This is a genomic window from Kitasatospora sp. NPDC001175, from assembly GCF_053598215.1.
In genome coordinates, this window is record NZ_JBSFJU010000004.1 from 179,385 (window position 1) to 205,626 (window position 26,242).

Annotated in this window: 23 protein-coding genes and 1 pseudogene; 12 read left to right on the forward strand and 12 right to left on the reverse strand. The window is 71.5% G+C overall.

What is annotated here, in order from left to right; genetic code table 11:
- The first annotated feature begins 14 nt into the window (after window positions 1–14).
- Window positions 15–1,181 carry a nucleotide disphospho-sugar-binding domain-containing protein gene (locus tag ACWDAK_RS05140; RefSeq protein ID WP_344639101.1) on the forward strand — a complete coding sequence of 389 codons (1,167 nt, stop codon included), beginning with the start codon at window positions 15–17 and terminating at the stop codon, window positions 1,179–1,181.
- Window positions 1,182–1,204: 23 nt separating this feature from the next.
- Here the strand turns inward: ACWDAK_RS05140 and ACWDAK_RS05145 are convergent.
- Both ACWDAK_RS05145 and ACWDAK_RS05150 read right to left on the reverse strand, forming a co-directional pair.
- Window positions 1,205–2,141: pseudogene (locus tag ACWDAK_RS05145) on the reverse strand (MerR family transcriptional regulator).
- 144 nt (window positions 2,142–2,285) lie between these two features.
- Window positions 2,286–2,678: a hypothetical protein gene (locus ACWDAK_RS05150; protein ID WP_344639099.1), complete on the reverse strand. Its 393-nt coding sequence runs from the start codon at window positions 2,676–2,678 to the stop codon at window positions 2,286–2,288.
- A 254-nt stretch (window positions 2,679–2,932) separates the two neighbouring features.
- Here ACWDAK_RS05150 and ACWDAK_RS05155 point away from each other — a divergent pair, with 254 nt between their 5' ends.
- Window positions 2,933–3,697, forward strand: a complete 765-nt coding sequence (locus tag ACWDAK_RS05155; protein WP_344639098.1) for a histidine phosphatase family protein — start codon at window positions 2,933–2,935, stop codon at window positions 3,695–3,697.
- A gap of 72 nt (window positions 3,698–3,769) precedes the next feature.
- Here the strand turns inward: ACWDAK_RS05155 and ACWDAK_RS05160 are convergent, their stop codons facing one another.
- Window positions 3,770–5,536: a PucR family transcriptional regulator gene (locus ACWDAK_RS05160; RefSeq protein WP_344639097.1), complete on the reverse strand. Its 1,767-nt coding sequence runs from the start codon at window positions 5,534–5,536 to the stop codon at window positions 3,770–3,772.
- A 360-nt stretch (window positions 5,537–5,896) separates the two neighbouring features.
- Between ACWDAK_RS05160 and ACWDAK_RS05165 the strand changes: the two genes are divergently transcribed.
- The 3 genes from ACWDAK_RS05165 to ACWDAK_RS05175 all read left to right on the forward strand — a co-directional run bounded on the left by ACWDAK_RS05165 (window position 5,897) and on the right by ACWDAK_RS05175 (window position 9,334).
- The gene (locus ACWDAK_RS05165; protein WP_344639096.1) at window positions 5,897–6,121 is read left to right on the forward strand and encodes a hypothetical protein; all 225 of its coding nucleotides are present in this window, start codon (window positions 5,897–5,899) and stop codon (window positions 6,119–6,121) included.
- 448 nt (window positions 6,122–6,569) lie between these two features.
- Window positions 6,570–7,754, forward strand: a complete 1,185-nt coding sequence (locus ACWDAK_RS05170) for an 8-amino-7-oxononanoate synthase (protein WP_427393121.1) — start codon at window positions 6,570–6,572, stop codon at window positions 7,752–7,754.
- Window positions 7,755–7,942: 188 nt separating this feature from the next.
- Window positions 7,943–9,334, forward strand: coding sequence for an alpha/beta hydrolase family protein (locus ACWDAK_RS05175; RefSeq protein WP_427393122.1), 1,392 nt, complete (start codon window positions 7,943–7,945; stop codon window positions 9,332–9,334).
- Between the two features lie 179 nt (window positions 9,335–9,513).
- On the opposite strand, the gene ACWDAK_RS05180 is transcribed toward ACWDAK_RS05175, so the two are convergent.
- Entirely contained in the window at window positions 9,514–10,152 is a 639-nt protein-coding gene (locus tag ACWDAK_RS05180; RefSeq protein WP_427393123.1) for a GNAT family N-acetyltransferase, read from the reverse strand.
- Between ACWDAK_RS05180 and ACWDAK_RS05185 the strand changes: the two genes are divergently transcribed.
- Together ACWDAK_RS05185 and ACWDAK_RS05190 are read left to right on the forward strand one after the other, a co-directional pair.
- Complete coding sequence (locus ACWDAK_RS05185; RefSeq protein ID WP_344639159.1) at window positions 10,033–10,383, forward strand: hypothetical protein; 351 nt, start codon at window positions 10,033–10,035, stop codon at window positions 10,381–10,383. The two genes, ACWDAK_RS05180 and ACWDAK_RS05185, sit on opposite strands and share 120 nt — an antisense overlap.
- A gap of 480 nt (window positions 10,384–10,863) precedes the next feature.
- Window positions 10,864–11,313, forward strand: a complete 450-nt coding sequence (locus tag ACWDAK_RS05190; protein WP_427393124.1) for a low molecular weight protein-tyrosine-phosphatase — start codon at window positions 10,864–10,866, stop codon at window positions 11,311–11,313.
- Between the two features lie 177 nt (window positions 11,314–11,490).
- On the opposite strand, the gene ACWDAK_RS05195 is transcribed toward ACWDAK_RS05190, so the two are convergent.
- Together ACWDAK_RS05195 and ACWDAK_RS05200 are read right to left on the reverse strand one after the other, a co-directional pair.
- Window positions 11,491–11,778 carry a hypothetical protein gene (locus ACWDAK_RS05195; protein ID WP_344639091.1) on the reverse strand — a complete coding sequence of 96 codons (288 nt, stop codon included), beginning with the start codon at window positions 11,776–11,778 and terminating at the stop codon, window positions 11,491–11,493.
- 693 nt (window positions 11,779–12,471) lie between these two features.
- Window positions 12,472–13,080, reverse strand: coding sequence for a TetR/AcrR family transcriptional regulator (locus ACWDAK_RS05200; RefSeq protein WP_427393137.1), 609 nt, complete (start codon window positions 13,078–13,080; stop codon window positions 12,472–12,474).
- Window positions 13,081–13,241: 161 nt separating this feature from the next.
- On the opposite strand from ACWDAK_RS05200, the gene ACWDAK_RS05205 reads away from it, so the two are divergent.
- The 4 genes from ACWDAK_RS05205 to ACWDAK_RS05220 all read left to right on the forward strand — a co-directional run bounded on the left by ACWDAK_RS05205 (window position 13,242) and on the right by ACWDAK_RS05220 (window position 19,115).
- Entirely contained in the window at window positions 13,242–14,693 is a 1,452-nt protein-coding gene (locus ACWDAK_RS05205; RefSeq protein WP_344639089.1) for an amidase, read from the forward strand.
- 941 nt (window positions 14,694–15,634) lie between these two features.
- Window positions 15,635–17,311, forward strand: coding sequence for an FAD-dependent oxidoreductase (locus ACWDAK_RS05210; RefSeq protein ID WP_344639088.1), 1,677 nt, complete (start codon window positions 15,635–15,637; stop codon window positions 17,309–17,311).
- The gene (locus tag ACWDAK_RS05215) at window positions 17,308–18,753 is read left to right on the forward strand and encodes an ATP-binding protein (RefSeq protein WP_344639087.1); all 1,446 of its coding nucleotides are present in this window, start codon (window positions 17,308–17,310) and stop codon (window positions 18,751–18,753) included. Before ACWDAK_RS05210 ends, ACWDAK_RS05215 begins: the two co-directional genes overlap by 4 nt.
- A gap of 11 nt (window positions 18,754–18,764) precedes the next feature.
- Window positions 18,765–19,115, forward strand: coding sequence for a UBP-type zinc finger domain-containing protein (locus ACWDAK_RS05220; RefSeq protein WP_344639086.1), 351 nt, complete (start codon window positions 18,765–18,767; stop codon window positions 19,113–19,115).
- Window positions 19,116–19,436: 321 nt separating this feature from the next.
- Here ACWDAK_RS05220 and ACWDAK_RS05225 read toward each other — a convergent pair whose 3' ends face one another.
- From ACWDAK_RS05225 to ligD, 4 genes are all read right to left on the reverse strand, one after another.
- The gene (locus ACWDAK_RS05225; protein ID WP_344639085.1) at window positions 19,437–19,832 is read right to left on the reverse strand and encodes a septal ring lytic transglycosylase RlpA family protein; all 396 of its coding nucleotides are present in this window, start codon (window positions 19,830–19,832) and stop codon (window positions 19,437–19,439) included.
- Window positions 19,833–19,867: 35 nt separating this feature from the next.
- Window positions 19,868–20,572, reverse strand: coding sequence for a polysaccharide deacetylase family protein (locus ACWDAK_RS05230; RefSeq protein ID WP_344639084.1), 705 nt, complete (start codon window positions 20,570–20,572; stop codon window positions 19,868–19,870).
- 79 nt (window positions 20,573–20,651) lie between these two features.
- Window positions 20,652–21,275, reverse strand: a complete 624-nt coding sequence (locus ACWDAK_RS05235) for a CAP domain-containing protein (RefSeq protein ID WP_427393125.1) — start codon at window positions 21,273–21,275, stop codon at window positions 20,652–20,654.
- Window positions 21,276–21,649: 374 nt separating this feature from the next.
- Window positions 21,650–22,651, reverse strand: coding sequence for a non-homologous end-joining DNA ligase (gene ligD / locus ACWDAK_RS05240; RefSeq protein ID WP_425557789.1), 1,002 nt, complete (start codon window positions 22,649–22,651; stop codon window positions 21,650–21,652).
- A 99-nt stretch (window positions 22,652–22,750) separates the two neighbouring features.
- Here ligD and ACWDAK_RS05245 point away from each other — a divergent pair, with 99 nt between their 5' ends.
- Entirely contained in the window at window positions 22,751–23,812 is a 1,062-nt protein-coding gene (locus ACWDAK_RS05245) for an ATP-dependent DNA ligase (protein WP_344639081.1), read from the forward strand.
- Here the strand turns inward: ACWDAK_RS05245 and ACWDAK_RS05250 are convergent.
- Window positions 23,782–24,096 (reverse strand): hypothetical protein, encoded by a 315-nt coding sequence (locus ACWDAK_RS05250; protein WP_449806445.1) that lies wholly within the window; start codon window positions 24,094–24,096, stop codon window positions 23,782–23,784. The genes ACWDAK_RS05245 and ACWDAK_RS05250 overlap by 31 nt on opposite strands.
- A gap of 55 nt (window positions 24,097–24,151) precedes the next feature.
- Window positions 24,152–26,029, reverse strand: a complete 1,878-nt coding sequence (locus tag ACWDAK_RS05255; protein ID WP_427393138.1) for a Xaa-Pro dipeptidyl-peptidase — start codon at window positions 26,027–26,029, stop codon at window positions 24,152–24,154.
- Window positions 26,030–26,242: the final 213 nt, after the last annotated feature.

Sequence of the window (26,242 nt, forward strand, 5' to 3'; positions counted from 1 at the left end):
ACCGAGGTTCTTTCATGCGTGTACTGTTCGCCGGCGCACCCGGCGTCGGCCATCTCTTCCCGCTGGTCCCGTTGGCCAGAGCGATGCGCGAGCTGGGCCACGAGGTCGCGGTGGCCTCGATGGACGGCGGCGAGCCGGTCGCCGCGTCCGGGCTGCCGTACCTGCCCCTCGCCCGGGGGGTGGACTGGCGCAAGGAGATCCGGGAGGCCGGCCGCACCCGGCGGCCCGACCTGATGCGGCAGGTGGTCGAGACCAATGCGGCCGACCGCGAGGCATTCGTCCCGCTGGCCGCCCACGTCAACAGTGCGGTGGCCGACGCCACCGTCGAACTCGCCGCGCGGTGGCGCCCGGACCTGGTGGTGTACGAGTACCTGTTCCCGGTGGCCCTGCTCGCGGCGACCAGCCTGGGCGTGCCCGCGGTCCAGCACGACCTGGGGTTCGTCCGCACGCCCAGGCTACGCGCTTTGATGCTCGCGGAGATGGCGGAGACCTTCGCCCGGCACGGAGTCGACCGGCTGCCCGAGCCGGTGGACACCATCGACCTGGCACCGCCGAGCATGGCCGGGGGAGAGCGGTACGGCTGCTCGATGCGGCCCGTCGCCTACAACGGGGAAGGGGTGCTGCCCGAGCGCCTGGCCGCGCCCGCCCACCGCCCGCGCGTGGCGGTGACACTGGGCACCGTACCGCCCAAGACCGACGGCCTGACCAGGATCGAGCGGGTGATCGCTGCGGCCGCCGAGGTCGACGCGGACTTCGTGCTGGCGACCGGCGAGCTCGACCTCAGCACACTCGGCACGCTGCCCGACAACGTCCGCTCGTACGGGTGGGTGCCGTGGCGGGCGCTGCTGGACACCTGCGCGGCCGCGATCCACCACGGCGGCAGCGGTACCGCGCTCGCCGCGCTGGACGCGGGCATCCCGCAGCTCGCGCTGCCCGACGGGTCCGACCGCTTCATCAACGCGGACGCGGTGCGCGAGCGGGGAGCCGGGCTGAGCGCCGGCGCCGAGGAGATCGGGCCGGCGCTGCTGGACCGGCTGCTCACCGACGACGCTCTGGCCCGGACCGCGCGCGAGGTCAGCTCCGAGATCTCGGCGATGCCGAGCCCGGCGGCGGTGGCGGCGCGGCTCTCCGGCACGGTCGGCAGCGCCGGTGTCGCCGCTGGCCTTGGTGCCGTCGGCTGAGGTCGGGCGTCGGCCGCTCGCGGTCACGGCAGTCGCGCGCGCAGGGCCCGGGTCGCCCAGTCGAACTCCGGCGCCGGGCTCTGCGGGGCGGGCCAGCCGTTGACCACCGCGAGCAGCCGCAGGTACTTCTCCCGGCGGGGGTCGTGCGCGTTCTCCAGCCACTCCAACAGCCGCGGGTGGGGCGCCGAGCCGTCGAGGCGGCCGAAGGCCCGCGTGTAGTGGGTCGTGAGTGCTTCGACGATCGGGTCGGCCCGGGGCGACTCCGGCGCGACTTCGGCGGCCAGGGCCGGGGCGACCAGATCCCGGACGGTCGCGGCGAGGTCCCGGCGCACGGGCACGCCGTCCGGCCGGGTGGCCTGCTCGGCCGCCAGGTCCTCGGCCGCGCGCCGCACACCGGCGCGGAACCGGGGATCTTGGGACAGCTCGGCCAACTCCACCCAGGCCTGCACCTGTTCCGCCTCGGCGTTGTCGGGCAGCTCCGCGGTCAACGAGCGGGTGACTGCCGCGAAGCGCGGGTCGTCGGCCAGCGCACCGAACGCGGTCGAGGAACTCGCCGACCAGACGCCGGCGTTCGTCCTCGGAGAGTCTGGCCAGCTTGTGCATGAGTTCCATCTCCTCGGGGTCGGACCCGCGCCGGGCCACCGTCATCAGCACCGCGCGCCGCAGGTGCAGGGCGCGGATCTGCACCGCCAGCGCCTCGGCATGCGCCGCGGCGACCTCGGGGAGCGAGAGCTCACGGTCCACGACCCTCCGAACCGTGGCGAGGTCCATCCCCAGGTCGCGCAGGGTCCGTACGAGGTCCAGGCGTTCGACGGCGTCGATGCCGTAGAGGCGGTAGCCGGCCGGGCTGCGGTCCGTCGGTGCCACCAGCCCGCGATCGGAGTAGAACCTGATGGTCTTGACCGTCAGCCCGGTCCGCCGGGCCAGGTCACCGATCGAGTAGAGCGTGTCGCCGTCCATGCCCCCACCTTCGCGTCTCCCCTTACGGGAGACTCAAACCCGTTCGCCGTACGGTGGCAGAGCATTCCGCACTCCGGTGGACTCCGGCCTGGCGGACCGGGTTTCGGCACCATACGGCAGATTGTCCGGTCGGGGTGCGGCCTGCTACGGCAGCTGGGACCGGATCCCGTCGGCGAGCAGTCGCGCCGTGGTGTTCGCCGCGCCGCCGACCAGGCGGGTGCGGGTGCGGGTGAGGGCGAAGGCGGGGCCGCGCTCGCGGTCGGCGAAGGCGATGCTGCCGCCGCTGCCGTGGTGGCCGAACGCCGCGAGCTCACCGGCCATTTCGGGCAGCCCGAGGAAGTAGCCGAGCCCCTTGGCGCACCTGCCGAGGAGCATCCGGTCCGTTCCGTTCACGGCCGCGTCCGCGCAGGCGTCGACGATCAGCTCGCCGTCCAGATGGGCCGCTACCTGGAGACCGCTTTCCGCGCCCGACTCCACGAGTCCTTCGAGGAGCGCGCCGACCCGCGCCTGCACACCCGCACCCGTCTTGCGACTCATCCGTGCATCATGGCACCGCGTCACCCGCCTGTCGTGAGAACGACACCGGCCCCGACCTTGACAGCCCGACCCCGGGTCGGAATGTACGTGCAGCGGGCTGATGTCGATTCACATCGCTCTGAACCGCAGCCCGCTGACGCCGATCGAAGCCGTCCGGCTCGACGCGGTGCGGCTCAGCAGGCGGACCCTTCGCTTCGGGGTACGAGTCGGGCGCTATCGTCCGTACGGACACTGGAGGCTGAGGAGAGGCCGGCATGACCGAGGTATCGACGGTGGCGACGTGGGGCGCCGGACGGTCGGAACGCACGACCGGTTCATTGGGACGGCGTGGGATGCTCGGCGGACTGGTCGCCGCCGTCCCGCTGCTGCTGGCGGGCTGCTCCTCGCACAGTGGCAAGGACGGAAAGGCCTCGTCCGGCGCGAGTTCGTCCGGCAAGGGCGCGTCAGGAATGGCATCGGCGGCGGCCGCGCCGTCCGGTGGCGATGACGGTGACGTGTTCGTGATGATCATCAGACACGGTGAGAAGCCCGACGGCAGCCAGCCCGGGATCGACGAGAACGGCCACCAGGACAGCCACTCCCTCACCGAGCGCGGCTGGGCCCGCGCCAAGGCCCTGCCGCAGCTCTTCGACCCGCCACAGGGCCAGCCGCTCAAGCCGGGCCTGGCCCGTCCGACCAGGATCTTCGCCGCGACCGACCAGGGTCCCAAGGCCGGGGCGCACCGGATGCGGCAGACCGTCACCCCGCTGGCCAAGGCACTCGGTCTGCAACTGGACCTCAGCTACGCCGAGTCCCAGGAAGCCGACCTGGCCAAGGCCGTCCTGGGCATCTCCTCGCCCGTCCTGATCTGTTGGGAGCACTCCCGGATCCCGCACATCGTCAAGGGACTCGGCGCCGAGCACTCCGGCGCTCCGGGGACCTGGCCGGACCGCTTCGACCTGGTCTGGGTGCTCACCCGCACCTCGGGCAAGTGGACGTTCCGCGAGATCCAGCAGCACCTCCTGGACGGGGACGCCTGAGGCCCGGCCGCGATGGCCCGTCGCCCGGGAGTCGGCGCCGAACCCGTGGGCGTGCCGACGGGTACGGGCCGCTCAACTCCCGCTCTGCTGCTGGGCATCGTGTGCCAGCAACGCGACGTACAGGGACGTGAACTTCTCCAGATCGTCCAGGTCCGTACCGAGCAGCAGCTCGATGTTCCGCAGTCGGCGGTACAGAGCGGGCCTGCTGATGTGGTGCTCCTGGGCGGTCACTGACTTGTTCCGGCCGGTGCGGAGGTAGCCGCGCAGCACGTCCAGCAGCTCGGGGCGACCGAGGAGCGGGCCCAACTCCCGTTCGATGAAGGCCTGCAGCTCCGGCTCGTCACGCAGCAGGCGGACCAGTCCGCGCAGCCGTACGTCCCGCAGCCGGGCCACCGGGCCGGCCGGGGGAGCGGCCAGTGCGGCGTCCGCCACGTGTACCGCCTCCAGGAAGGAGCGGCGCACCTCGTCCAGGACGGGGCAGGTGAACCCGGCACCCGCGGCGGCCTCCGCGCCCAGTGCGCCGAGCCGGTCGTGGACCCGTTCGGCGAAGCGGGACACCTCGGCATCGACGTCCTGCCCGTCGGGAACACTCAGCAGCACCGCTGTCGCATCCGGGCCGATCCGGGCCGCGAGACCGGCCGGTACCCGCTCGGGAGCCCGGCGGCCGTCGGTCCGCCGGTTCGCGTACGCGGCGGGCCGGCCGTCCGCGAGCGCGTGCTCGACCGACTCGTGCACCGCCGCCGAGCCACCGGCCCGGCGCGGCCGGAACACCACCGGGACGAACCGCCGCCGATCGACCGGAAGCCCGGCCGCCCGGACGCGGGGCAGTAGTTGCTCAAGGCGGGCGGTCCCCGAGGCCAGGTCGGTCAGCAGCGCCTCGGCCGCCTGGTCCTCCCAACAGTGCGCCCGTCCGTCCCCGGCGGCACCGGGACGGTCGGAGAGCAGCCGGTGCACCGCCAGTGCCTCGGCCGCCCGCCGCGCCAGCATCCGGCCGGCCTCGGCCGGTCCCGGGTGGCCGAACAGCGCCAGTTGACCCCACTGCCGGCCGCGCGCCTCCAGACGGGCGACCACCCAGCCGTCCGGCCCGACTGTGACCGGGCCGCCGGCCTCCGGCACGTCGGGGGTTTCCGGGGCGGGACGAGGCCGGTGACTCCGGCCGGCCTCCGGGGGGCGGTCCGGGGGCGCGGGTGCGAGAAGGCCGGCGATCTGGCGTGAGACCCGTTCCCAGTCGCGCAACAGGTCGTCCAGCGCGCCCCGTTCACCCGCCGTCGCAAGCACCCGGTGCGCGAGGTTCGCCACCACCACGGGGCCACCGCTGTAACCCGCGATCTCGTCCAGCAACCGCTGCAGCGGGACCCCGGAGAGATTGAGCGCGGTCAACGAGCTGCGCATCCGCTCGGACAGGTCCAGTGCCGCGAACCGGCCGTGCACCAGCCGCGCGTGCACCTCCTCGGTCAGCCGGGTGAACGGCGCCGGCCGGTGCAGCACGATCAGCGGTATCCCGCACCGCTCGGCGGCTCGCCGCATCACCTCGGGAGTCGTGCGGAACGCCCGACCGAGACCGAGTACCACCGCTGCCGCGTCGGCCCGCCGCATCGACTCGACGTACTCCACCTGCGCACGCTCGTCACCGGCCAGCAGCAGACCGGTGGTCAGCACCATCTCGCCCCCGGCCAGCATCACCGCCACATCCGGCGCCTCCGCCACGTGCAGCCAGCGCACCGGCCGCTCAAGCCGATCCGGACAGGCCACCACCTCGGCGGCCCACTGCGTCACCAACTCCAGCCGCAGTACGTCCCGCACGGTCAGCCGCGCCGCCGGGGGCAGCTCCGCGTTCAACGGATCTCCGCTCGCAAGATCTCCCCTTTCGGTGGAGCGGGAGTCTAGAGCGTCCGGCGCGCGGAGGTGAGAGGTCGGGCGTGTCATTCGCGGGCGGGGGTGGGCTTTCGACGGCGGGAAGCGGTATTTCGGTTGTGGCTGGGGTCCGGCTTCGGGAATGATCGGGCGCATGTGCGACGTGAGCAGGAAGGGCGCCTACCGCCCCAGAGCATGAGGCGCGCGGCTGTGAAGCGCGCGGCCGTGGCGGGCGCACGCCGCCGGGTCGATGGTTGTCGTACGCGTCGTCGTGAAGTGTGTGGTCGTGAGGTTGGGACAAGAGGCGTCCGGCCGACACCTTCGAGACCGTACTGCTGCGCCCCAGTGATCCAAGGGCGGGCCCGCGAGCTCTGTCACCTGCCCGCCGAGGAGATCGCGGCGGAGATCTGCGCCGCTGACCCGACCCCGGACGCGGGGGACGGTGAGTCTCCGGAGGACTCGGACGAGGTCCTGGTGGCCTTCGCCACCGCTGTTCGGGAGCACTGGCTGGACGGACCGCGTGACCGCTCCCGCTTCCCCGGTCCGGTGCCCAGCTCCCGGTTCCTCTGATGCTTCTGGTGCTCGGCGTCGGACGTCCGGCGCCGAGCACCGGTGCCCGGCCACGGGGCAGTCGTCCGGTACGGCGCGTCCGGTACGGCGCGTTCGACGTAGTGCGTTCGGCCTGGCGCTGAGGGTGCGGGAGGCGTTTAGGGGACGTGCGGGGCGTGAGATTCGGGGTGCACGCGCCGGGGGTGTACCTGGTGCGTACGCCCCGGCCGTGCATCCTGGCACGGTTTTGCTTGCAGCTGCGCATCCGGCGCCGGTGCGGTACGGCACTCTGCCTTCGCCGTGGCCTTGCGGGCCGTGTGGGGGGTGGGTACGCCGCGCGGGGCCGCGCGCGCTCGCGGCCGGGCCTGCGGGTGTGCGTCGCCGGGTCCGCGTGTGTGCGTCGCCGGGTCCGCATGTGTGCTGCGACGCACGTTGCCCGCCCGCCACCGGGGATGACAGAGTGCGGGCCATGGTCACGTCCTCAGTTCCCGAGCAGCAGGTCCTCACCCCCGCAGCCGTCTTCGACTGGCTCGACGAGGCGGCCGAGCTCCGGGCCAGAGCCGGGCTGACCCGCACCCTGCGCAGCCGGCCGGCCGAGGACCCCGTACTGGACCTGGCGAACAACGACTACCTCGGACTCGTCCACCACCCGGCCGTCACCCGGGCCGCCGCCGATGCCGCGATGCGCTGGGGCGGCGGCTCGACCGGCTCCCGGCTGGTCACGGGTACCACCGAGCTGCACACCGAACTGGAGCGGGAACTGGCCGAGTTCTGCGGCTTCGAGGCGGCGCTGGTCTTCTCCTCCGGGTACGCGGCCAACCTCGCGGCCCTCACCGCGCTCACCGACCCCGACACGCTGATCGTCTCCGACGCGTACAACCACGCCTCCCTGATCGACGGCTGCCGCCTCTCCCGCAGCGACGTCCACCGTGCCCCGCACAGCGACCCGGCAGCCGTGGCCGAGGCGCTCGCCACCCGAACCCACCGCCGGGCTCTGGTGGTCAGCGACACCGTCTTCTCGGTGGACGGCAACGCAGCCCCGCTCGCCGGTCTGGCCTCCGCCGCCCGCGCGCACGGGGCCGCGCTGCTGTTGGACGACGCGCACGGGTTCGGCGTACTCGGCCCCGGCGGCACCGGCGCGCCGGCCGCGGCCGGGCTCTCGGGCCAGCCCGACGTGGTCGCCACGGTCACCCTCTCCAAGTCGCTCGGCTCCCAGGGCGGCGCCGTGCTCGGACCCCGGCGGGTGATCAGACACCTCACCGAGACCGCCCGCACCTTCATCTTCGACACCGGTCTCGCCCCCGCCGCGGTCGGTGCCGCGCTCGGCGCTCTGCGCCTGCTGCGTGCCGAACCGCAGCGCGCCGACCGTGCCCGCGAAGTCGCCCGGACCCTGGCGGACCGCCTCACCGCCGCCGGTCTGCGGGCGAGTACACCGGACGCCGCCGTGGTCTCGGTCCGCGCTCCGGGGCCGGAGGCCGCCGTCCAATGGGCCGCCGACTGCCGCACCGCCGGACTCGCCGTGGGCTGCTTCCGTCCCCCGTCGGTCCCGGACGGCATCTCCCGCCTGCGCCTGACGGCCCGCGGCGACCTGACCGATGACCAGATCTCCCAGGCCGTCGAGATCGTCAGGGCTATGGAGCCCGTGGAGGAGTAGCGGCTGCGGCGTCCCCGACTGGTGCGGATGCCGCAGCCCGGTCGGGCGGTCGTTCTGCAGTGCTTCTCGGATCCAGGTCCCTGGACGCCCCTGTACCTGGGTGCAGGGGCGAGGGTGGTGCAGGCCGTACCAAGAAAAGTGGTGGCCGCACTATCGATCGGCAGACGGCTGGTCAACAGACTTGTGCCATGGTCCGAAAGCTGATCCTGCCCTCCGCTCTGATCCTCTCGCTGGCCGCTCCGGCGGCCCTCACCGCGGCGGCCGCCGCACCGGCAGTACCCGGCGCCCTCCAGACCGTCGAGCAACGCTGGTCCGGGCAGCTCTCGTCAGGGTTGCCCTCGTCAGGGCAGCTCTCGTCAGGGTTGCTCGCATCCGGGCAGCGCCCGGTAGAGCAGCGGTCGGTTCAGGCGCACCCGGCCGGGCCGCGCCCCGCCGGGCAGCAGGCGCGACTCACACTGCCCTCGCCCACCGGGCCGCACGAGCTCGGTACGGTCTCGCTGCACCTGGTCGACACCTCGCGGCCCGACCCCTGGGTGACCACGGTCCCGCACCGTGAACTGATGGTCAGCGTGGTCTATCCCGCAGTCCAGGCAGGTCGCTATCCCTTGGCTCCGCAGCTCGACCCCGGAACAGCCGTCGCCTTCGACACGTTCACGGGGAACCGGAACTACGGCATACCGGTCGGCACGGTGGACTGGGGCGCCACACTCACCCACGCACACCGGGGCGCACCGGCCGACACCCGCGGCGGGCCGCTGCCGGTGGTGCTCTACTCCCCGGGCGGCGGGGATCCGAGGTCCTGGGACACCACCCTGGTCGAGGATCTCGCAAGCCGGGGCTATGTGGTGGTGACCATCGACCACACCTACGAGTCCCCGGCCGTCCGCTTTCCGGACGACTCGGTGCGCACCACGGTCCTCACCGACGAGTTGATCCAGAAGACGATCCGGGACGGCGGGATGCAGGCGCTGGCACAGAAGACGATCGACACCCGGGTCGCCGACACCCGCTTCGTGCTCGACCGACTGGCCACCCCGGGTACGTTCCCGCCGGACTTGGCCAAGCTCGCCGATCTGAACCGGATCGGCATGTTCGGCCATTCGGCGGGTGGTTACACCGCGGCGGAGACCATGCATGACGACAAGCGGATCAAAGCCGGCGTCAACATGGACGGCCCGCTCGGCACCAACCTGGACGACGGCGGTCCCAACCTCGCCCCGGTCGCAGTGGACGGGTTGGATCGGCCTTTTCTGCTGATGGGCAGTCAGGCGAGCGATCACTACACCTTCCGCTCCTGGGAGGCATTTTGGGACAACACCCCGGGATGGCACCGCGATCTGCACCTGCGCGGCACCAAGCACGGCTCCTACACGGACGCCGAGCAACTGCTGCCGCAGATAGCCCAGCAGACCGGGCTGTCCGCCGACGCCCTTCAGGCGGAGATCGGCTGGTCATCGCCGGGTCCGGTGCTGACCGCCCAGCAGACCTACCTCGCCGGATTCTTCGACCGCTGGTTGAAGCACCGTGACGCCGGCCTGTTCGACCGGCCCGCCACCTCGCCCGGCAGCTTCATCCCGTAGGAGCGGCCCGAGGGCTGATCTCCAACTCGCGCTCCACACAGTCGAGTTCCGCGACAGGGGTTCGTCGGTTCCGATCACCGGGCCCGTCTCCCCTCCGCTCCGCTCCGCCCCGTCGAGAGGTCTCGCAATGGCCAGTTCTGTACCGAAGCCCGGCAGTGCCGGGGGAGACGCGCGAGACCTCAACCCGTGCGGTGGACCAACAGGGCCTCGGAGTCGACCGGACGGTATCCGGCGGCCTGGAAGGTGCGGACGCTGGTCGCGTTGCCCGGCGCCTGCTGCGACCAGAGGTGCTCGCCTTCCGGTAGCAGGTGCCGGGCCGTCACCGCCAGCGCCCGGCCGAGTCCACGGCCCCGGGCCTCCGGATCGACCTCGATCGCCACCTCCCAGCGCCCGGCCACGCCACGCCCGAGCAGCAGCACTCCACCCGGCGTGGTCCAGACCCGGACATCGTCACGGAAGAGCAGCGCGCGGACTACGCGCGGATGCTCACGGTCCTCGATCGGCACGACGGGGAGCGGCGGTTCACCGGGAAGCCGGTCGGCCACGGTCAGCAGATCGATCGTGTTGATCACACGACCGGTCCGCGCGGAGAAGGCGTTCAGGAAGAACGGGGACATCGGCGCGGCCAGCGGATCCGCCGGGGAGGCGGCGATCGTCTCGCGTACCCAGTCCGGGTCCTCCCGCGTGAACACCACCGTATGGGCACTGAACGCGACTACACCCGCCTCGCGTTCGTCCGGCTGCGGAACCACCGTCACCGACCCGTCGGCGGGCGGGAACACGCCATCAGCGGCCTCGGCCAAGATCTTTCCTATCATGCCCACACCCTACGACCCGCCTCCCCCGACGCCGAGCCCGTACCCAGCTTCCCCGTCGACCCCTACTTCCTCGGCTGGAAGGGACCGGCCGCGGCGGGCCGGCAGCGACCGACGCCGGCACTCGGCCCGGACCAGGAGAGGCGGCGGCACGCACCGCTGCCGCGGCACGATGTTCGCCGGATCGAGATGGAGGTCACCCTGCGTACCGTGCTCCGGCACGTCGACCTGTGACCCGATCGGATGGCCGACGAACAGGCGACCATGCGCAACATCATCCTGGTGCCAAGAGGGGCACCCGGGTACGCGTCGTCCGCCGGACCGGGGCTGCCGCCAAGGCCTGATCCGGGGCGACGGACACCCGGGCTCCATGGCTTCGGCCTCGGGACCCGGGTGTCCGCCATGGCGGACACGGGCAGCGGGAGAGCGCGCGCCCGCCACTCGTCCCCTCCGGGACGGCGACGGGGACGGTTGTTCTGCTTGGGCGCGGTGGAGCTGCGGGAGAGCCGAGGCCGCGGTAGGCCTCTGCTGTGCCGGTACCGATCCTTGCGCGGGCGGCCCCCGGGAGTGCCGCCCGCCGAGCATCCTCCGGTCCGCGCTCCCCGTACGGCCCGGAGCCTTCCCGGACTGCGCCCGGACCGGGAGGCGGATCATGATGGTGCCGGGCCACCCGTACAGGCCGAAACAGCCACCCGCCGCCACCGGAGTGACACGATGACCGACGAGACCGCACCCCTGCGCATCGTGACGGTCTGTCTGGGCAACTACTGCCGATCACCGTTCGCCGCCACGGTGCTCGCCACGCGAGGAGGGCCGGCCCTGACCGTCCGCTCGGCCGGCCTGCTCGCCAGCTGGGAGGGCAAGCCCGCCCACCCTTTCATGATTGCCGCGGCCGCCCGGCGCGGCTACGACCTCACCGCCCACCGCGGCGTGCGGGTCAGTGCCGAACTGCTGGACTGGGCCGACCTGGTGCTCGCCATGGACACCGCCGTACTGGACGCGCTACGCGACCTCGCCGGCGCCGGCAACGCCCCCAAGCTCCGGCTCTACTTGGAGGGCGTGGACGTACCCGACCCGATGGGCCGGCCGGAGGGGGCGTTCACTGCCTGCGCCGCCGTCATCGAGTCGGGGGCCGACCGCTACCTGCCCCGGCCGCCCGACTGACCCGGGGCGGATGGCCACCGATCCGGGGACGCTTCTTCGGCCGGGAGCGGCGGGATTTAGGCCCAGCCGGCGCCGGGGATTCCGACGCCTCGTCAGTGACGCTCGGGTGTCTACCGTCCGGCCGAGCCGACCATTCGCGAGGCGCGGCGCGCTGAACTGGCCGATCGGATAAGGCAGTCAGACGCGTTCCTGCTCGCTCGTCTCCTCGATGGCTGCGGACCGGGCGCGACGGCGGCCCAGCAAGGTGCATCCCACAGCCACCAGGCCGATGGCGATGACCCTAGCGGCCTGGTAGTAGCCGGACGCCAGTTCCTCTGGGGTGCCGGGCAGCCTGAAAGAGACCCACGCTGCCACCGCTCCTCCGAAGGCGATCAGTGCGACGGCCCCCCACGTTCCGAGCTCCGCCCACCAGGGGGCCTGGACGTAACCCCGCTCGTCGGTCTGCTCAACGTCCTTGTCGGCCATGGTCTGTTCTCCTGGGCGTGTGGTGGCGGTCGTGAGGGAAGACGCGGGTCCGGTGCGGAAGGTTCACCGGGCCAAACGTTCCCTGCTGGAGCCGACATCCTGCCAGCCAGCGAAATCCCCCCCTCGCCCGGCCCCATCGAGCGGGTGACGAACGACTCCCGCCGGAAACGTTGGCACACGACCACTGCACCACGTCAAGGGGTGCGACCTGACTCAGCGCCACCCACCGCGGAAGTCGAGCCCCGATCAACCACTGAGACCTCACGGAACCCGGGATCAACGAGGCTGCGTGGCGGGCGACATCGGTCCGCCTGGCTGACCCAGCATCATGAGCCGCCATGGCCTCGGCGTGAGGTCACTGCCAACACGATCGCCGCCGTCCCGGTCACCACCGCCGCGCCGAGCATCGCGGATCCTGTGATCATTGCTACGTGTCACCAGCCGCAAACGCGGGCGATCTTGCGGCTCTACCAGGTGTCGCCGGTGAAGGTGAGCTTCACGACGCAACGCTGCAGGAGTCCGACGACGTTCACGGCGGTAGCAGGCACGCTGTGCGCCGTGGCGGGGGAACAGTTCCTCGGCATCATCGCGCCGGAGCTCGCTCGCGGACTCAAGGCGCTGGGGTGGGCCGAGCAGAATCCCACCGCCGTCCGGCCGCTCCACCACACGAGGATCACTCCGCGGCGCGGTCCTTCACGGGGCAGCTTTGGAGGCCGAGTGGCGGTCCAGGATGGCGTCGACGAGCCTCATGAGCCGCTCGCCCGCGTGCTCGATGCTTCCGTTCTGGGTGCTCACCTGGGCTCCTTCGAGGACGAAGGTGATCTCCGCGGCCGCCTCGTCCGGATCGGACAGCCCGGCGCGGGCGCACAGGTCGGCGAGCCGGCGCACTTGGCCGGCCTTGTGGGCCTCGATCAGCCGGCGTGCCGGGTGGGTGCGGTCGGGCAGTTCCGCGATGGAGTTGATGAACGGGCAGCCCCGGTGGGAAATTTCGGGAAGCCCATCGGCGACGAACCGGGCCATCCCCAGGATCTGCGCCCGGGGATCACCGGGGTGCGCGGTCTCTAGCTGGTCGAACACGGCGGTGTAGTCGGCTGCGACGATCCGGAGCCATTCCTCGACCAGCGCGTCCTTCGTCGTGAAATGGCGGTACAGCGCCATCTTGGTGGTCTCGGCCCGGTTGGCGATCGCCTGAACGCCCACCGCCTTGATCCCCTCGCGTGAGAAGAGCTCCTCCGCCGCGTCGAGGATCCGCTCCCGGGGCGGCAGTTTGGCCACCCTGCTCTGCCTGCTGACTCTCTCCATGCTCGCCATACCGCCCTTCACCGGCCCGGTGGGCGTTGCATCGCCCCGACTCCAACGTTACGGTACCGAACAGTCTCATATGATACCGAGCGGTCTCCTGAGATACCGATCGGTATAGTGCAGGACTGGCCGGGACCAGCCCTTCTCCTGAAAGGACGAGAATGAAGCTCTCCGAGTACGTGGGCTACGACGGCGTCGGCCTGGCCGACCTGGTCGCTCGCGGCGAAGTGACTCCCGCGGAAATCGCCTCGACCGCCCAGTTGGCGTCCGACGTGGTGAATCCGCAGATCAACGCTGTCGTTGAGACCTGGCCCGCACAGGACACGCCGGCTCCGGGCAGTACGCCACTGGCGGGGGTGCCCTTCCTGATCAAGGACCTCGCCGTCGCGATGGCCGGCAAGCGGGTGGAGCTGGGCAGCCGTATCGCCGCGGGAAACGTCGCCAGGACCGATTCATCGCTCATGGCGCGTTTCCGTCGCGCCGGGCTGGTGACGCTCGGACGCACGGCGACTCCGGAGTTCGCCTACAGCACCACCACAGAAGGGGTCCTGTACGGTGCCACCCGCAATCCCTGGGACCCGACCCGCACTCCTGGCGGCTCCAGCGGCGGCTCGGGAGCCGCCGTCGCCGCGGGCATCGTCCCGATCGCGCATGCCACCGACGCAGCCGGCTCCATCCGTGTCCCCGCCGCCAGCAACGGCCTGTTCGGACTTAAGCCGACCCGCGGCCGGGTGTCCATGGGCCCCGACGCGGACGAGGTCTTCAACGGGCTCGCCGTCCACGGCGCCCTCAGCCGCTCGGTACGCGACAGCGCCGCGCTGCTGGACCTCGTCCAGGGCCCCGAGATCGGCGACCCCTATTTCGCCCAGCAGCCAGAGCGGCCCTACGCGCAGGAGGTCACCCGCTCCCCGGGCAGCCTCAGGATCGGCCTCCTCACGCGGCCGTGGGGCGATCGGGCGGTCGACGGCTGCGTGGTCGACGCCACACTCCGCTCGGCACGACTGGCCGAGTCCCTTGGGCACCGGGTCGAAGAGGTCCAGGTCGACCTCGGTGTCAGCTGGGAGGAATTCATCCTGGCCAATGCCCGCCTGTGGAGCACCAACCTGGCGACGTGGATCGACGGCTTCGCCGCGGCATTCGAGCGACCCATCGACTCCACCACCGTCGAACCCGAGATGCTGGCCAGTTACGCCTACGGACAAAAAGTCACCGGGGCCGAGTTCGTCCACGCGCTCGCGATGCGCAACAGCGTCGCGCGCGCGATCGGCCAGTACTTCGCCGACTACGACCTGCTACTCACCCCGACCCTGCCCGAACTGCCCGTCCCCCTGGGCACGTACGCCGAGGGCGCCGAAGGCGCCGATGGTCTCGGCTGGCTCAAGCAACTCTTCCACCGCTCGCCCTTCACCGCCGCGTTCAACGTCGCGGGCACCCCTGCCATGTCCGTCCCCCTGGAGACCGACCCCGCCACCGGACTCCCCATCGGCATCCAGTTCGCCGCCGGATACGGGCGCGAGGACGTCCTCTTCCGCCTCGCCGGACAGCTGGAACAGGCCGCTCCCTGGGCGCAGCGGATCCCCACCGTGTGGGCGGGCCGTCACGACAACGCCTGACAGCGGTCTCAGCCGGCTCGATGACGGTCTGGCGGGCCATGCCGTCGCCTCGCCGCGGTCAGAGCCGGTACATCGTCGACTCCGAGCACAGGTACACGCCCTCATCGAGCAAGGTCGCGTAGACCTCGGCCGGAGCCGTGTCCTGGAAACAAGTCGGGCGACCGCGCTCTTCAGCTCGGCGAGCTCCTCATCGTGGGGATCGGCCTTCGGCCTGCCTGCCGGCGCGGCCACGGCCGCCGCGGCACCCGCGTCCGAGGCACCGAAGGGGCACACTGATGCGTGCTCCTCGTGTAGAGACACCGTCATCTCGCGGGGGCTCGGTTCCTGCAGCATTCCCTCGATGCTCAAGAGATCGCCGTCGCTGACGATCACCGCGGTGGCGGTCGTGTACTGCCGCGTACTGCCGCCACCGCTCGATAGCGCCGTGGGCCTCGAGACCCTCCGAGACCAGGTCGCTGGTTCTCTCCTCCTCAGGAGGCCGGTGGCATGGCCAATGCGAAGCGCCTGCGTGGGCGCACGGATACCATTGGGAGGAAAGAACCAATCGGGAACCCCGCGTCCCTCTCCCACCACACCGGGGAGAACTGCCGCAGTCGGTTGGCAGCTCACAGGGCCCGGTCGGGGCCTCGCCGCCAAGAGGCCCTCCCAAACAGACTGGGACGAAATGTAGGTTGCGGCATCCCGTGCGATCCGTGGTCAGTGGCAGACGCCACTACGTGGTCGGGAGTCCCCTGCCAGCGGGCTGCGCGACGAGGGTGACGCTGCTCGGGCCAACGGCCAGAGATGGTCTTCGGGCCGGCGGAGAGCGAGTCGGCCCCAGCGTTCGCTCGCATGGAGCCGTTCCTCCGGGATACCCCCGACGGTGGGCTGCGCCGCCAACCGGCGAGCAAACCGGAAGGGCTGTTCCCCTCGCCCGCGGCGACAGTCCGAGGTGGTGAACCATGGCAGAGGCCGCCGATGCGGTGCGGACCGTGATCTTGACCGTGGACGACGATCCTGGAGTGTCTCGCGCCGTTGCCCGGGACCTACGCCGCCGCTACGGGGACGAGTACCGGGTGGTCCGCGCCGAGTCCGGCGAGTCGGCGCTGGAGGCACTGCGGGAGCTGAAGCTGCGGGGTACGCCGGTCGCGGTGATCCTCGCGGACTACCGGATGCCGCAGATGAACGGCATCGAGTTCCTCGAGGAGGCGCTCGATCTGCACCCGGGGGCGCGCAGAGTGCTGCTCACCGCCTACGCCGACACCAACGCCGCGATCGACGCCATCAACGTCGTCGACCTCGATCACTACCTGCTCAAGCCCTGGGAGCCGCCCGAGGAGAAGCTGTACCCGGTCGTGGACGACCTGCTGGCGACGTGGCGGGCAACCGACGGCCGGACCGTGGGCATAACCAAGGTCATCGGCCACCGCTGGTCGGCTCGCTCCTCGCAGATCCGGGAGTTCCTCGCACGCAACCAGGTGCCGTACCGGTGGTACTCCGTCGAGGAGCCGGAGGGCACGCGCCTGCTGGCCGCCGCGGGGCAGGATGCGCTGCGGCTGCCGCTGGTGGTGACCTCGGACGGCACCGCCCTCGCGGAACCAACGGAGCGGGACCTGGCCGCGCACGTGGGCCTGTCGACGACCCCGGCGGCCGACTTCTACGACCTGGTCATCGTCGGTGGCGGCCCGGCTGGCCTCGGCGCCGCAGTCTACGGGGCGTCGGAAGGGCTGCGCACCGTCGTCGTGGAACGCGAGGCGACCGGCGGCCAGGCCGGGCAGAGCTCGCGCATCGAGAACTACTTGGGCTTCCCCGACGGCGTCTCCGGGGCTCAGCTCACGGACCGGGCGCGTCGCCAGGCGACGAAATTCGGCGCGGAGCTGCTCACGGCGTGCAAGGTCAGCGGCCTGGAGGTGAGCGGTGCGGCTCGCACTGTGCGCTTCGCCGACGGTTCGGCCATCTCGGCCCAGGCCGTGATCCTGGCGACGGGTGTGTCGTACCGTCGGCTGGAGGTGCCGGGGGCCGCCGACCTGACCGGGCGTGGGGTCTACTACGGCTCGGCGCTGACCGAGGCGACCGCCTGCCAGGGTCAGGACGTGTACATCGTCGGTGGGGCGAACTCGGCTGGCCAGGCCGCGATGTTCCTGGCCCGCAGCGCCCGGAGCGTCACCCTGCTGGTGCGGGCGCCGCAGCTGTCCGCCTCGATGTCGTACTACCTGCTCCAGCGGGTCGAGGACGCCCCGACCATCGCGGTGCGCACGGAGACGGTCGTGGAGGCCGCCCACGGCCGGGAGCGCCTGGAGGGGCTGACGCTGCTCAACCGAGCGACCGGGCGGACCGAGACGGTCGATGCACATTGGATGTACGTCTTCATCGGCGCCGAGCCGCTGACCGATTGGCTGGACGGCACGGTGTTGAGGGACCCGCACGGCTTCGTGCTGACCGGCCCTGATCTGACCGTCGACGGGCGTCCCCCGGCCGGATGGGCACTGGACCGGCCTCCGTACCACCTGGAGACCAATGTGCCGGGGGTCTTCGCAGCTGGGGACGTGCGGGCCGAATCCGCCAAGCGGGTGGCCTCCGCGGTCGGTGAGGGCGCGATGGCCGTCATGCTCGCGCACCGCTACCTGGAGCAGTCGTGACCGGCGGCTGGGCTCTCTGTGACGAGCAGGAGCTGCGGAAGCTGTTCCTGTTCGAGAAGCTGACTCCCGACCAGCTCGCCCAGCTGTGCCGGGACGGCCATGTGGAATGGTTCGATCCCGGCCCGGTGTACCGGGAGCGGGATCCGGCAACCGACTTCTACGTGCTCTTCGAGGGAACCGTCGTGCTCTCGCGTCTCGTCGGCGGCCAGGAGGTCGACGTCAGCAGCACGTCGGTGCCCGGGGTCTACGCCGGGGCCTTCCAGGCGTACCTCGGTGACCAGGTACCGCAGGTGTACAACAACTCGCTGCGGGTGACCGAACGATCGAGGTTCTTCGTGCTGCCGGCGGAAGCCTTCGCGCAGATCGTGCGCGACTGGTTCCCGATGGCTGTCCACCTGCTGGAGGGCCTGTTCTTCGGATTCAAGAACACCCAGGAGGCCGTCGGCCAGCGCGAACGCCTGCTCGCTCTCGGCTCCGTGACGGCCGGGCTCACCCACGAGCTCAACAACCCTGCGGCCGCCGCCGTCCGGGCCACCGCAGCGTTGCGCGAGCGCATCGCACGGATTCGGCGCGAGTTCGGTGAACTCGCGGCCGATCCGCGCCGGAGCGAGGAACTGGCACACCTGAACGACCTTCAGGACATGACCATCGGCCAGATCGGGCAGGCCCCGCCGCTCGGCGCGCTGGAGGCCGCGGACCGCGAGGACGAGGTCGGCGACTGGCTGGAGGACCGCAGGATCGGCGACGGCTGGGAGCTAGCACCCGTCCTCGTCCAGGCGGGTCTCGGCACCGACTGGCTGGAGCAGATCGCCTCGGCGGTGCCCGAGGACATGCTCGGCCGGGCGCTGAACTGGATCGGCTGCACGGTCGAGGCCGAAACCCTGCTCAGCGAGATCGAGGACGCCACCCACCGCATCTCCTCGCTCGTGGGCGCGGCGAAGGAGTACTCGCAGCTGGACCGAGCTCCCTACCAGAAGGCCGACGTGCACGAGCTGCTGGACAGCACCCTGCTGCTCCTCTCCGGCAAGATCGGCCCTGACATCACCGTCGTCCGCGACTACGACCGAACCTTGCCCAGCATCCCCGGATACCCGGCCGAGCTGAACCAGGTCTGGACGAACCTGATCGACAACGCCGTCTGGGCCATGCGGAGCACCGGCGACGGCGGCACCCTCAGCGTTCGCACCGCACGGGACGGGGATCGCGTGCTGGTGGAGTTCCGGGACACCGGCCCGGGCGTGCCGGCCGATGTGCAGAGCCGGGTCTTCGACCCGTTCTTCACCACCAAACCGGTCGGCGAAGGTACTGGCCTGGGCCTGGACATCTCCTGGCGCATCATCGTGAACCGGCACGGCGGCGACCTGCGCCTGCAGTCCGCGCCCGGCGACACCCGCTTCCAGGTCCGCCTCCCGATCAGCCCCGCAGAGCCCGTCAACCGGTAGGAGCCGCTGCCATGAGCACCGAGAACCCGATCGACCCCACTGTGGCGCCGAGTGGCACCGGCTGCGTCGAGTGCGACGCGGCGGGCGGCTGGTGGGTGCACCTGCGGCGATGCGCCGCCTGCGGCCACATCGGCTGCTGTGACGACTCGCCCGCCAAGCACGCCACCGCGCACGCCAAGGCGAGCGGACATCCGGTGATCCGCACCTTCGAACCGGGCGAGGCCTGGTTCTGGAACTACGACACGTCGGAGTTCTACGAGTCAGGCCCGCAGCTGGCCCCGCCCGACAGCCACCCGCTGGACCAGCCCGTTCCCGGCCCGGCCGGCCGGGTGCCGGCCGACTGGGCCGATCGCATCGGCTAGCGCCAACCTGGCTGGGTTGGAGGGGCAGATGACCGAGATTCAGGCCACACCGGATTCGTCGGCTGCGGAAGCCGCGGACGGGCCTCAACTCGATGTGAGTTGCCCGGTCCCGGCCCGCCGTTGGCGATGGACCGAGTCGGACTCCGCAGCCGGCGAGGCACTGCGATTTGCGGTAGCTGCCCGATCTGAGGTGGGGCAGGTCGCGGACCGGCAGATGACGCCGTGGCTCTGGCGGCACGTCATAGTGCCGCCATATTCCTACGGACGGTGGGGCGGAGCCCCGGCCCGGTCGGCCGAGGACCCCGCCGGTGCGGATGGGCGTCAGTTCCCCGCGATGTCCAGCGTCACCGTGGCCAGGCCCTGGTTGGGGTCGGCGATGGTGCTGAACGCGCCGAGGGTGAGGTCGATGCATCGGCTGGTGTTGGTCGGCCGGTCGTTGATCCGAACCGTCACCGACTCCCCGGTGTCGGTGTCGGTCACCGTCACCTCCGTCCCGAAGGGCAGGTCGGGGCTGGCCGCGGTCATCGCCTGCGGGTCGAACACCTCACCGCTCGCGGTCGTCGAACCCGGTGGTATCTCGCCGGGCGCTCCGTACCAGGAGGCGGTGCAGGAGTCGGCGGCGTGCGCCGGGGCCGTTGCGACCACCGGCACGCCCACGGCGAGCAGCGCCGCGGCCACCGCTTGCCCGGCCAACCTGGTCAGCCTTGTTCCTGTCATCGTGGCAACTCCTTCTGTCTGTCTCGGCGGTGTGCTCAACCGAGCACGGCCGGGGCGTCGTCGGTGACGTTGTTGTTGGCGAGGTCGCTGAGGATCTGGTCCATGGCGGCCACGCTCTGGCTGCGGTCGTTCTCCTCCGAGCCGTCGTGCATGAGGATCACGCCACCACCGCTGAACTCCCGCTTGTAGTTCTGGAAGATGGTGTCGACGCCCGGGGTGCGCCAGTCCTCGGTGTCCACGGACCAGCCGATGGGCTGCATGCCCTGCTGGGCGGCGTACTGTGTGGCGTCGGAGGTCCAGCCGCCCTCCGGCGCGCGGAAGTACTCGATGTTGGCGCCGGGCGCGGCCGCGTGGATGGCGTCCGAGGCGGCCTGGATGTCGGCCCGCTGCTGGTCCGGGGTCTGGGTGGTGGGGTTGATGTGGTGCATCGTGTGGTTGCACAGGTGGTGGCCCTCGGCCACGATCCGCTGCACCAGGTCGGGATACGCCTGCGCGTGGTCGCCGATGAGGCAGAAGGTCGCGTGCACACCGTGGGCCTTGAGCAGGTCGAGCACCTGCGGCGTCCACGTCGGGCTCGGGCCGTCGTCGATGGTGAGGGCGAACGTCTGGCTGCCGGACCCGGTCGCGGTCTGGGTGACCACGTCGGGCGTGGCGGCCGAGGCGGTACCCGGCACGGTCAGCAGGACCACCCCGACGGCGGCGGTGGCGCAAAGGCGGGTCAGGGTACGGGTGATGCGCATGGGAGCTGTCCTGTTCGGTGAGTGAGTGGTGAGGTGAACGCCGGTCGCGAGGAGGACCGGCTCTGGAGCTGATGGATCGTCAGCCGGCGAAGTCCTGAGCCCACCAGTAGGTGCCGTTGTCGACGGTCAGGCCGACGCCGGTGTAGGTGAAGTCGCCGAGCATGTAGGCCCGGTGGGTGGGCTCGTCGATCCAGGCCTGCACCACCGACTGGGCGTCCGTCCAGAAGCCGGGCGCGCCGGCGGCGTTCTCTGCCACCGCACCCATCGGATGGCTGTAGCCGTAGGCCTGCAGCGAGTCGAAGATGTGGTCGAAGGTGTAGTGCCCCTCCTGCCCGTGCGCGGCTTCCGCATCGGCCTCGTCCTGCGCGGTGCGTGTCAGTGCCGGGTCCGGCTCTAGCGGCGGCTTGCCGTTCTGCGCGCGGTAGTTGTTCACCAGGTCGATGACCTGCTGCTGGAGCGTGGACGGGTCGGACGGTTCCTGCGGCGCCGTCCACACCTGGGCATTGGTGTGATTGCAGGTGTAGATCTGCACCTGGGTGCCGTTCGTGGTGGTCCCGCCGGGCACGTCCAGGCACTTGCCGCCGTTCCCTTGGATCTGGCCGCTCTGCCCTGCCGCGGCCTGAGCGCTGCCGGTCAGCCCGGCGCCCGCGGCGACCAGGACGGCCGCGACGGCCAGGGCTCTGCCCAGTACACGTACTGTCACTTGCTCGCTCCTCCCTGAGGCGTACCGTCGGACCGGACGGGCCGACGGTGCGTTAGGCAGGACCGTAGGAGGGGTTGATGGACGGTCGATTGACGGATCCGCTCATCGAATGTCGACCTGCTGTCGACGTACACGTGAATGTGGCTCCGGCAGGATTTTCGTAGCCGGAGATCATCCCGGGGCGGCCGTAGGCCAGTTCGCGCACCGGTGACGCAGGTGCGCGATCAGTACGACTCGGTGGCGTAGAAGTGGGACGTCGGCGCGGAGTTCGCCGGAACCACCATGCGGTCAACCACTGGACCATCGACCCGCGCACTGACCTGAGGTGACCTGACCTGACCTGACCTGACCTGACCGGATCCGGTCCGGTCCGGCTAATGCTCCCGCTTGCGCGCCCGGCTCGGCTGGACCCGGGCGGGCTCGCCCGGCATCTTCGGATGGTCGGGCGGATAGGGCAGATCACCGAGACCCTCGTCGCGGGCCTGCCGGGCCGACAGTTCGAGCAGCGGCTCCAGTGAGAACGCGTGGTCATCCAACTCCGCGTGCAGATCGCCAAGTTCGGCGAACCGCTCGGGCAGGGTCCGCAGGTCGAAGTCGGTCGGCGCGACCTCGTCCAGCTCCTCCCAGCGCAGTGGGGCCGAGGCGGTGGCCTCCGGGTGGGCGCGCAGCGAGTACGGGGAGGCGATGGTGCGGTCGCGGGCCATCTGGTTGTAGTCGACGAAGATGCGCTCGCCGCGTTCCTCCTTCCACCAGGCGGTGGTGACCCTGCCCGGCATCCGCCGCTCCAGCTCCCGCCCGAGGGCGATCACCGCGTGCCGGCAGTCGGTGAAGGTCCAGCGCGGCTCCACCGGTACGTAGACGTGCAGCCCGCGTCCGCCGGAGGTCTTGGGCCAGCCGCGCAGGCCGTGTTCGTCCAGCAGGCCGCGCAGCTCGTGGGCCGCCCGGACGGCGTCGCCGAAGCCGGTGCCGGGCTGCGGGTCGAGGTCGATCCGCAGCTCGTCCGGGTGCTCGGTGTCGGCACGGCGGACCGGCCACGGGTGGAAGGTCAGGCAGCCCAGGTTGGCGGCCCAGAGCACGGCGGCCGGTTCGGTGGGGCAGATCTCGTCCGCGGTGCGTCCGCTGGGGAAGGCGATCCGCGCGGTCGGCAGCCAGTCGGGCACGTTCTTCGGGGCGCGCTTCTGGTAGAAGGACTCGCCCTCGATACCGTCCGGGAAGCGCTGCAGCGTGGTCGGCCGGTTCCGCAGGCCGCGCAGCACGCCCGGGGCGACCGCCAGGTAGTACCGGGCCACGTCCAGCTTGGTGAAGCCCCGTTGCGGGTAGTACACCTTGTCGGGGTTGGAGAGCCGTACCGCCCGGCCGTCCACCTCGAGTTCCACCGCTCGTGTCGTTGCCGCCATGGGCCCACGCTAGGCCGAGCGGGCTTCGCCCGACGTGTCCGGCACGCGGGCGGGCAACCGGCCCGCCACTATCGGAGCATGGACCTTCCCGTGATGCCGCCGGTCTCGCCGATGCTCGCGAAGGCGGTGGACGAGATCCCGCCCGGTATGCAGTACGAGGCCAAGTGGGACGGATTCCGGGCCGTGGTCTTCCGGGACGGCGACGAGGTCGAGATCGGCAGCCGCACCGCAAGGACGCTCACCCGCTACTTCCCCGAACTGGTCGCCGCGTTCCGCGCCGAACTGCCCGAACGTTGCGTGGTGGACGGCGAGATCGTGATCGCGCACGACGGCCGGCTGCACTTCGAGGAACTGCTGGAACGGATCCACCCGGCGGCCAGCCGGGTCCGCACCCTGGCCGAACGCACCCCCGCCTCCTTCGTCGCCTTCGACCTGCTCGCGCTCGGCACCGAGGCGCTGGCCGAACTCCCGCTCACCGAGCGGCGCGCGGCCCTGTGCACCGCGCTCGACCGGGCCCGGCCACCGGTCCACACCGCCCCCGCCACCACCGACCCCGGCCGAGCCCGCACCTGGTTCTCCCAGTTCGAGGGTGCCGGGCTGGACGGCATCGTGGCCAAGCCGCTGGACCAGCCGTACCGACCCGGCCAGCGCACCATGTTCAAGGTCAAGCACCAGCGCACCGCCGACTGCGTGCTGGCCGGCTACCGCGAGCACAAGAGCGGCCCGGTGGTCGGCTCCCTGCTGCTGGGGCTCTACGACGCCACCGGACAACTCCAGCACGTCGGCGTCAGCGCCGCGTTCTCGATGGCCCGACGAGCCCAACTCGCCGAGGAGCTGCAGTCGTTGCGGATGGCCGACATCACCGGGCACCCCTGGGCCGGCTGGGCCGACGAGTCCGCGCAGGCCTCCTCCCGCCTGCCCGGCGCGGTGAGCCGGTGGACCGGCACCAAGGACCTGTCCTGGGTGCCGCTCCGCCCCGAGCGCGTTTGCGAGGTCGCCTACGACCACATGGAAGGCACCCGGTTCCGCCACACCACCCAGTTCCGCCGCTGGCGCCCCGACCGCGAACCGGCCGACTGCACCTACGACCAGCTGGAGGAACCGGTCTCCTACAACCTCGCGGAACTGCTCCACCCCTGAGCCGGGCGGTCTTCCCCGGGCCGCCCCTCGGCGGCGGTGTCCGCCGGATCGACCCCGTAACGGCGGGCCAGCTCGGCCACCGTACGGGCGAGGGCCTCCCGTAGCTCGGGCGGGCCGAGGACCTCCGCCTCCGACCCGAACCTGAGCAGGTCGCAGACCGCGACCGGACTGCGACGGCACCCGCTGCACCTTCGAGGTGGTCCCCGGTTCCGGCACCGGGGAGTTGGCGGGCGCGGGACCGGCGGCTTCGTCTTCAGCCATGGCGAGCTGTCGGTCCCGTACACCTTCGAGTACGAGCTGGACTGACCGGTCGACGACCGGCCGGCACTCGGGGCCGCGTCAGCGGAAGCGTTCCGGCCGGGCGCCGGTGCCGGGGCTGCCGGCGGGCAGCCCGTGCAGTGGCCGGGAGCTGATCTGCCCCGTGACGTCCGGCAGTTGGCCGGCGCCGCCGACCAGCGGAAGCCGGAGGGAGGAGTGCGCCAGATCGACGGTGACGCTGGGCTTGGTGGAGGGAGGGTCGATCAGTCCGTTGTCGGTGCCGGCCACGATCAGGGCGAGCCGGTGGCCGGCGGGCACGACGTGGTCGGTGCCGGCCAGGGCGAAGGTGATCGAGTACGTCTTCCCGGGGGTGAGCGGGACGCCGCGGGACAGGCTCGCGTAGTGCCCGACGTCGGCCCAGCCCCGGCTGAAGACCGTGTAGTCGACCTGGGCGGTGTCGGCGGCGGTGTCCAGGAAGCAGGCGCTGTCCCCCGGGGCGCTGTCGCCCCAGCAGGAGCGGGTGCCCAGGGTGGTGATGCCCTCGCCCGATCCCAGGTAGTTGCGGATGGCCGCCGGTCCGAGGTCCACCAGGACCGCGCTCAGGCGGGCGCTGGTGGTGGACGGCCGGACGGTCAGAGTGATCGAGCCGCCGCCCGACATCCGCAGGTCCCGGGTGAGGGCGCCGGTGGTGAAGGTCACCTTGTCGGGGGTGGTGGCATCGGCGGCGGCCGCCCAGTCGGCCTCGCCGTGCGACGGGTCGTCGGTGAAGCTCGCGGTGCCCTCGCCGGCCTTGGTGGTGAGGGCACCGGGCTGCAGGCCGAGCCGACTGGTCACCGTCCCCGGCGCGGGCCAGGCCTGGTCCTGGGTCCACCGGTCGGGCGCCCGCTCGACGTCGGCGACCGGGCCGCGCTGGATCCCGTTGTCCACGCCCAGCAGGTAGTGGTCGAACCAGGCGTGCAGGGTGTCCACCCACACCGGGCGCCGGTAGTCGAAGGGGTCGACGTGGCCGGTCTGCGACAGCCAGATCTTCCGCTCGACGCCGGTTCGGGCCAGCGCCGTCCACCACTGGGAGAAGTTGATGTCGCGGACGTTCAGGTCCTGCAGGCCGTGCACCACGAAGACGCTGGCCCGGACCCGAGAGGCGGCGGCGACGTAGTCGCGCTGCTGCCACATGGACGTCCAGTCGCCGTTGGCGGGCGACCCGGCGGCCAACTCGCGCTGGACGGCTGAGCACTTGGCGGCGGCCGCGGAGCTCTCCACCACGTTCGCCAGGTCGGCGGGGGTGCCGCTGTAGAGCGGGGCGCCGGCCGAGCGGAAGTAGTCGTACCAGGAGCTGATCGCGGAGATCGGGACGACGGTCTTCAGCCCGTTCACCCCGGTGGCGGCCACACCGTTGGCGATGGTGCCGTCCCAGGACTTCCCGATCATGCCGACCGATCCGTTCGCCCAGGTCGGTCGGACGGTGCTGCCGCCGGTCCGGGTGCTGTACCCCTTGGCCCGGCCGTTCAGCCAGTCGACCACCGCTCTGGCCGAGGCGACGTCGGACGGGCCGCCGACGTCCACGCAGCCGTCGGAGCGATTGGTCCCGGCCAGGTCGACCAGCACCACGGCATAGCCGCGCGGGACGAAGTAGTTGTCGTAGAAGAGCGGGAACTGGACCGGGTGGCCCTGCGGGTCGTACGTCTTGAGCTGGAGCTCGTTGCCGCGCCCGCAGCAGGAGTAGTAGGGGCTCGCGTCCATGATGGCCGGGATCCGCAGGCCGGCCGCGGCCGGTTCGCGGGGCCGGATGATGTCGGCGGCGACCCGGTCGGTGCGGCCGTCGCCGTCACCGTCCAGGCCGGTGTCGACCCAGACCGTCTCCCGGACGGCGTCGGCGTAGGAGTAGACGGGCTGGCTGGCGCCGTGGCGGACGGTGCCCGCGGAGCTCGCTCGCGCGTCCGCGGGGCCGAGCAGCGCCATGGTGAGGGCGGCGAGGAGCGTGGCGATGACGGTGAGCGGACGGAATCGACGGTCTGTCACAGACGACGAAGGTAGTTCGGCCGGACCGCACCCCAGAAGATATCTGACAAGACACGGACAAGATTTTACGAGCCGGACCGCATCGACGGCCCCGGCAGGCGGGCCCGGCTCGGTCGCCACCTGCGCCGAACGAGTGGTGCGCGGCGGGCCGCC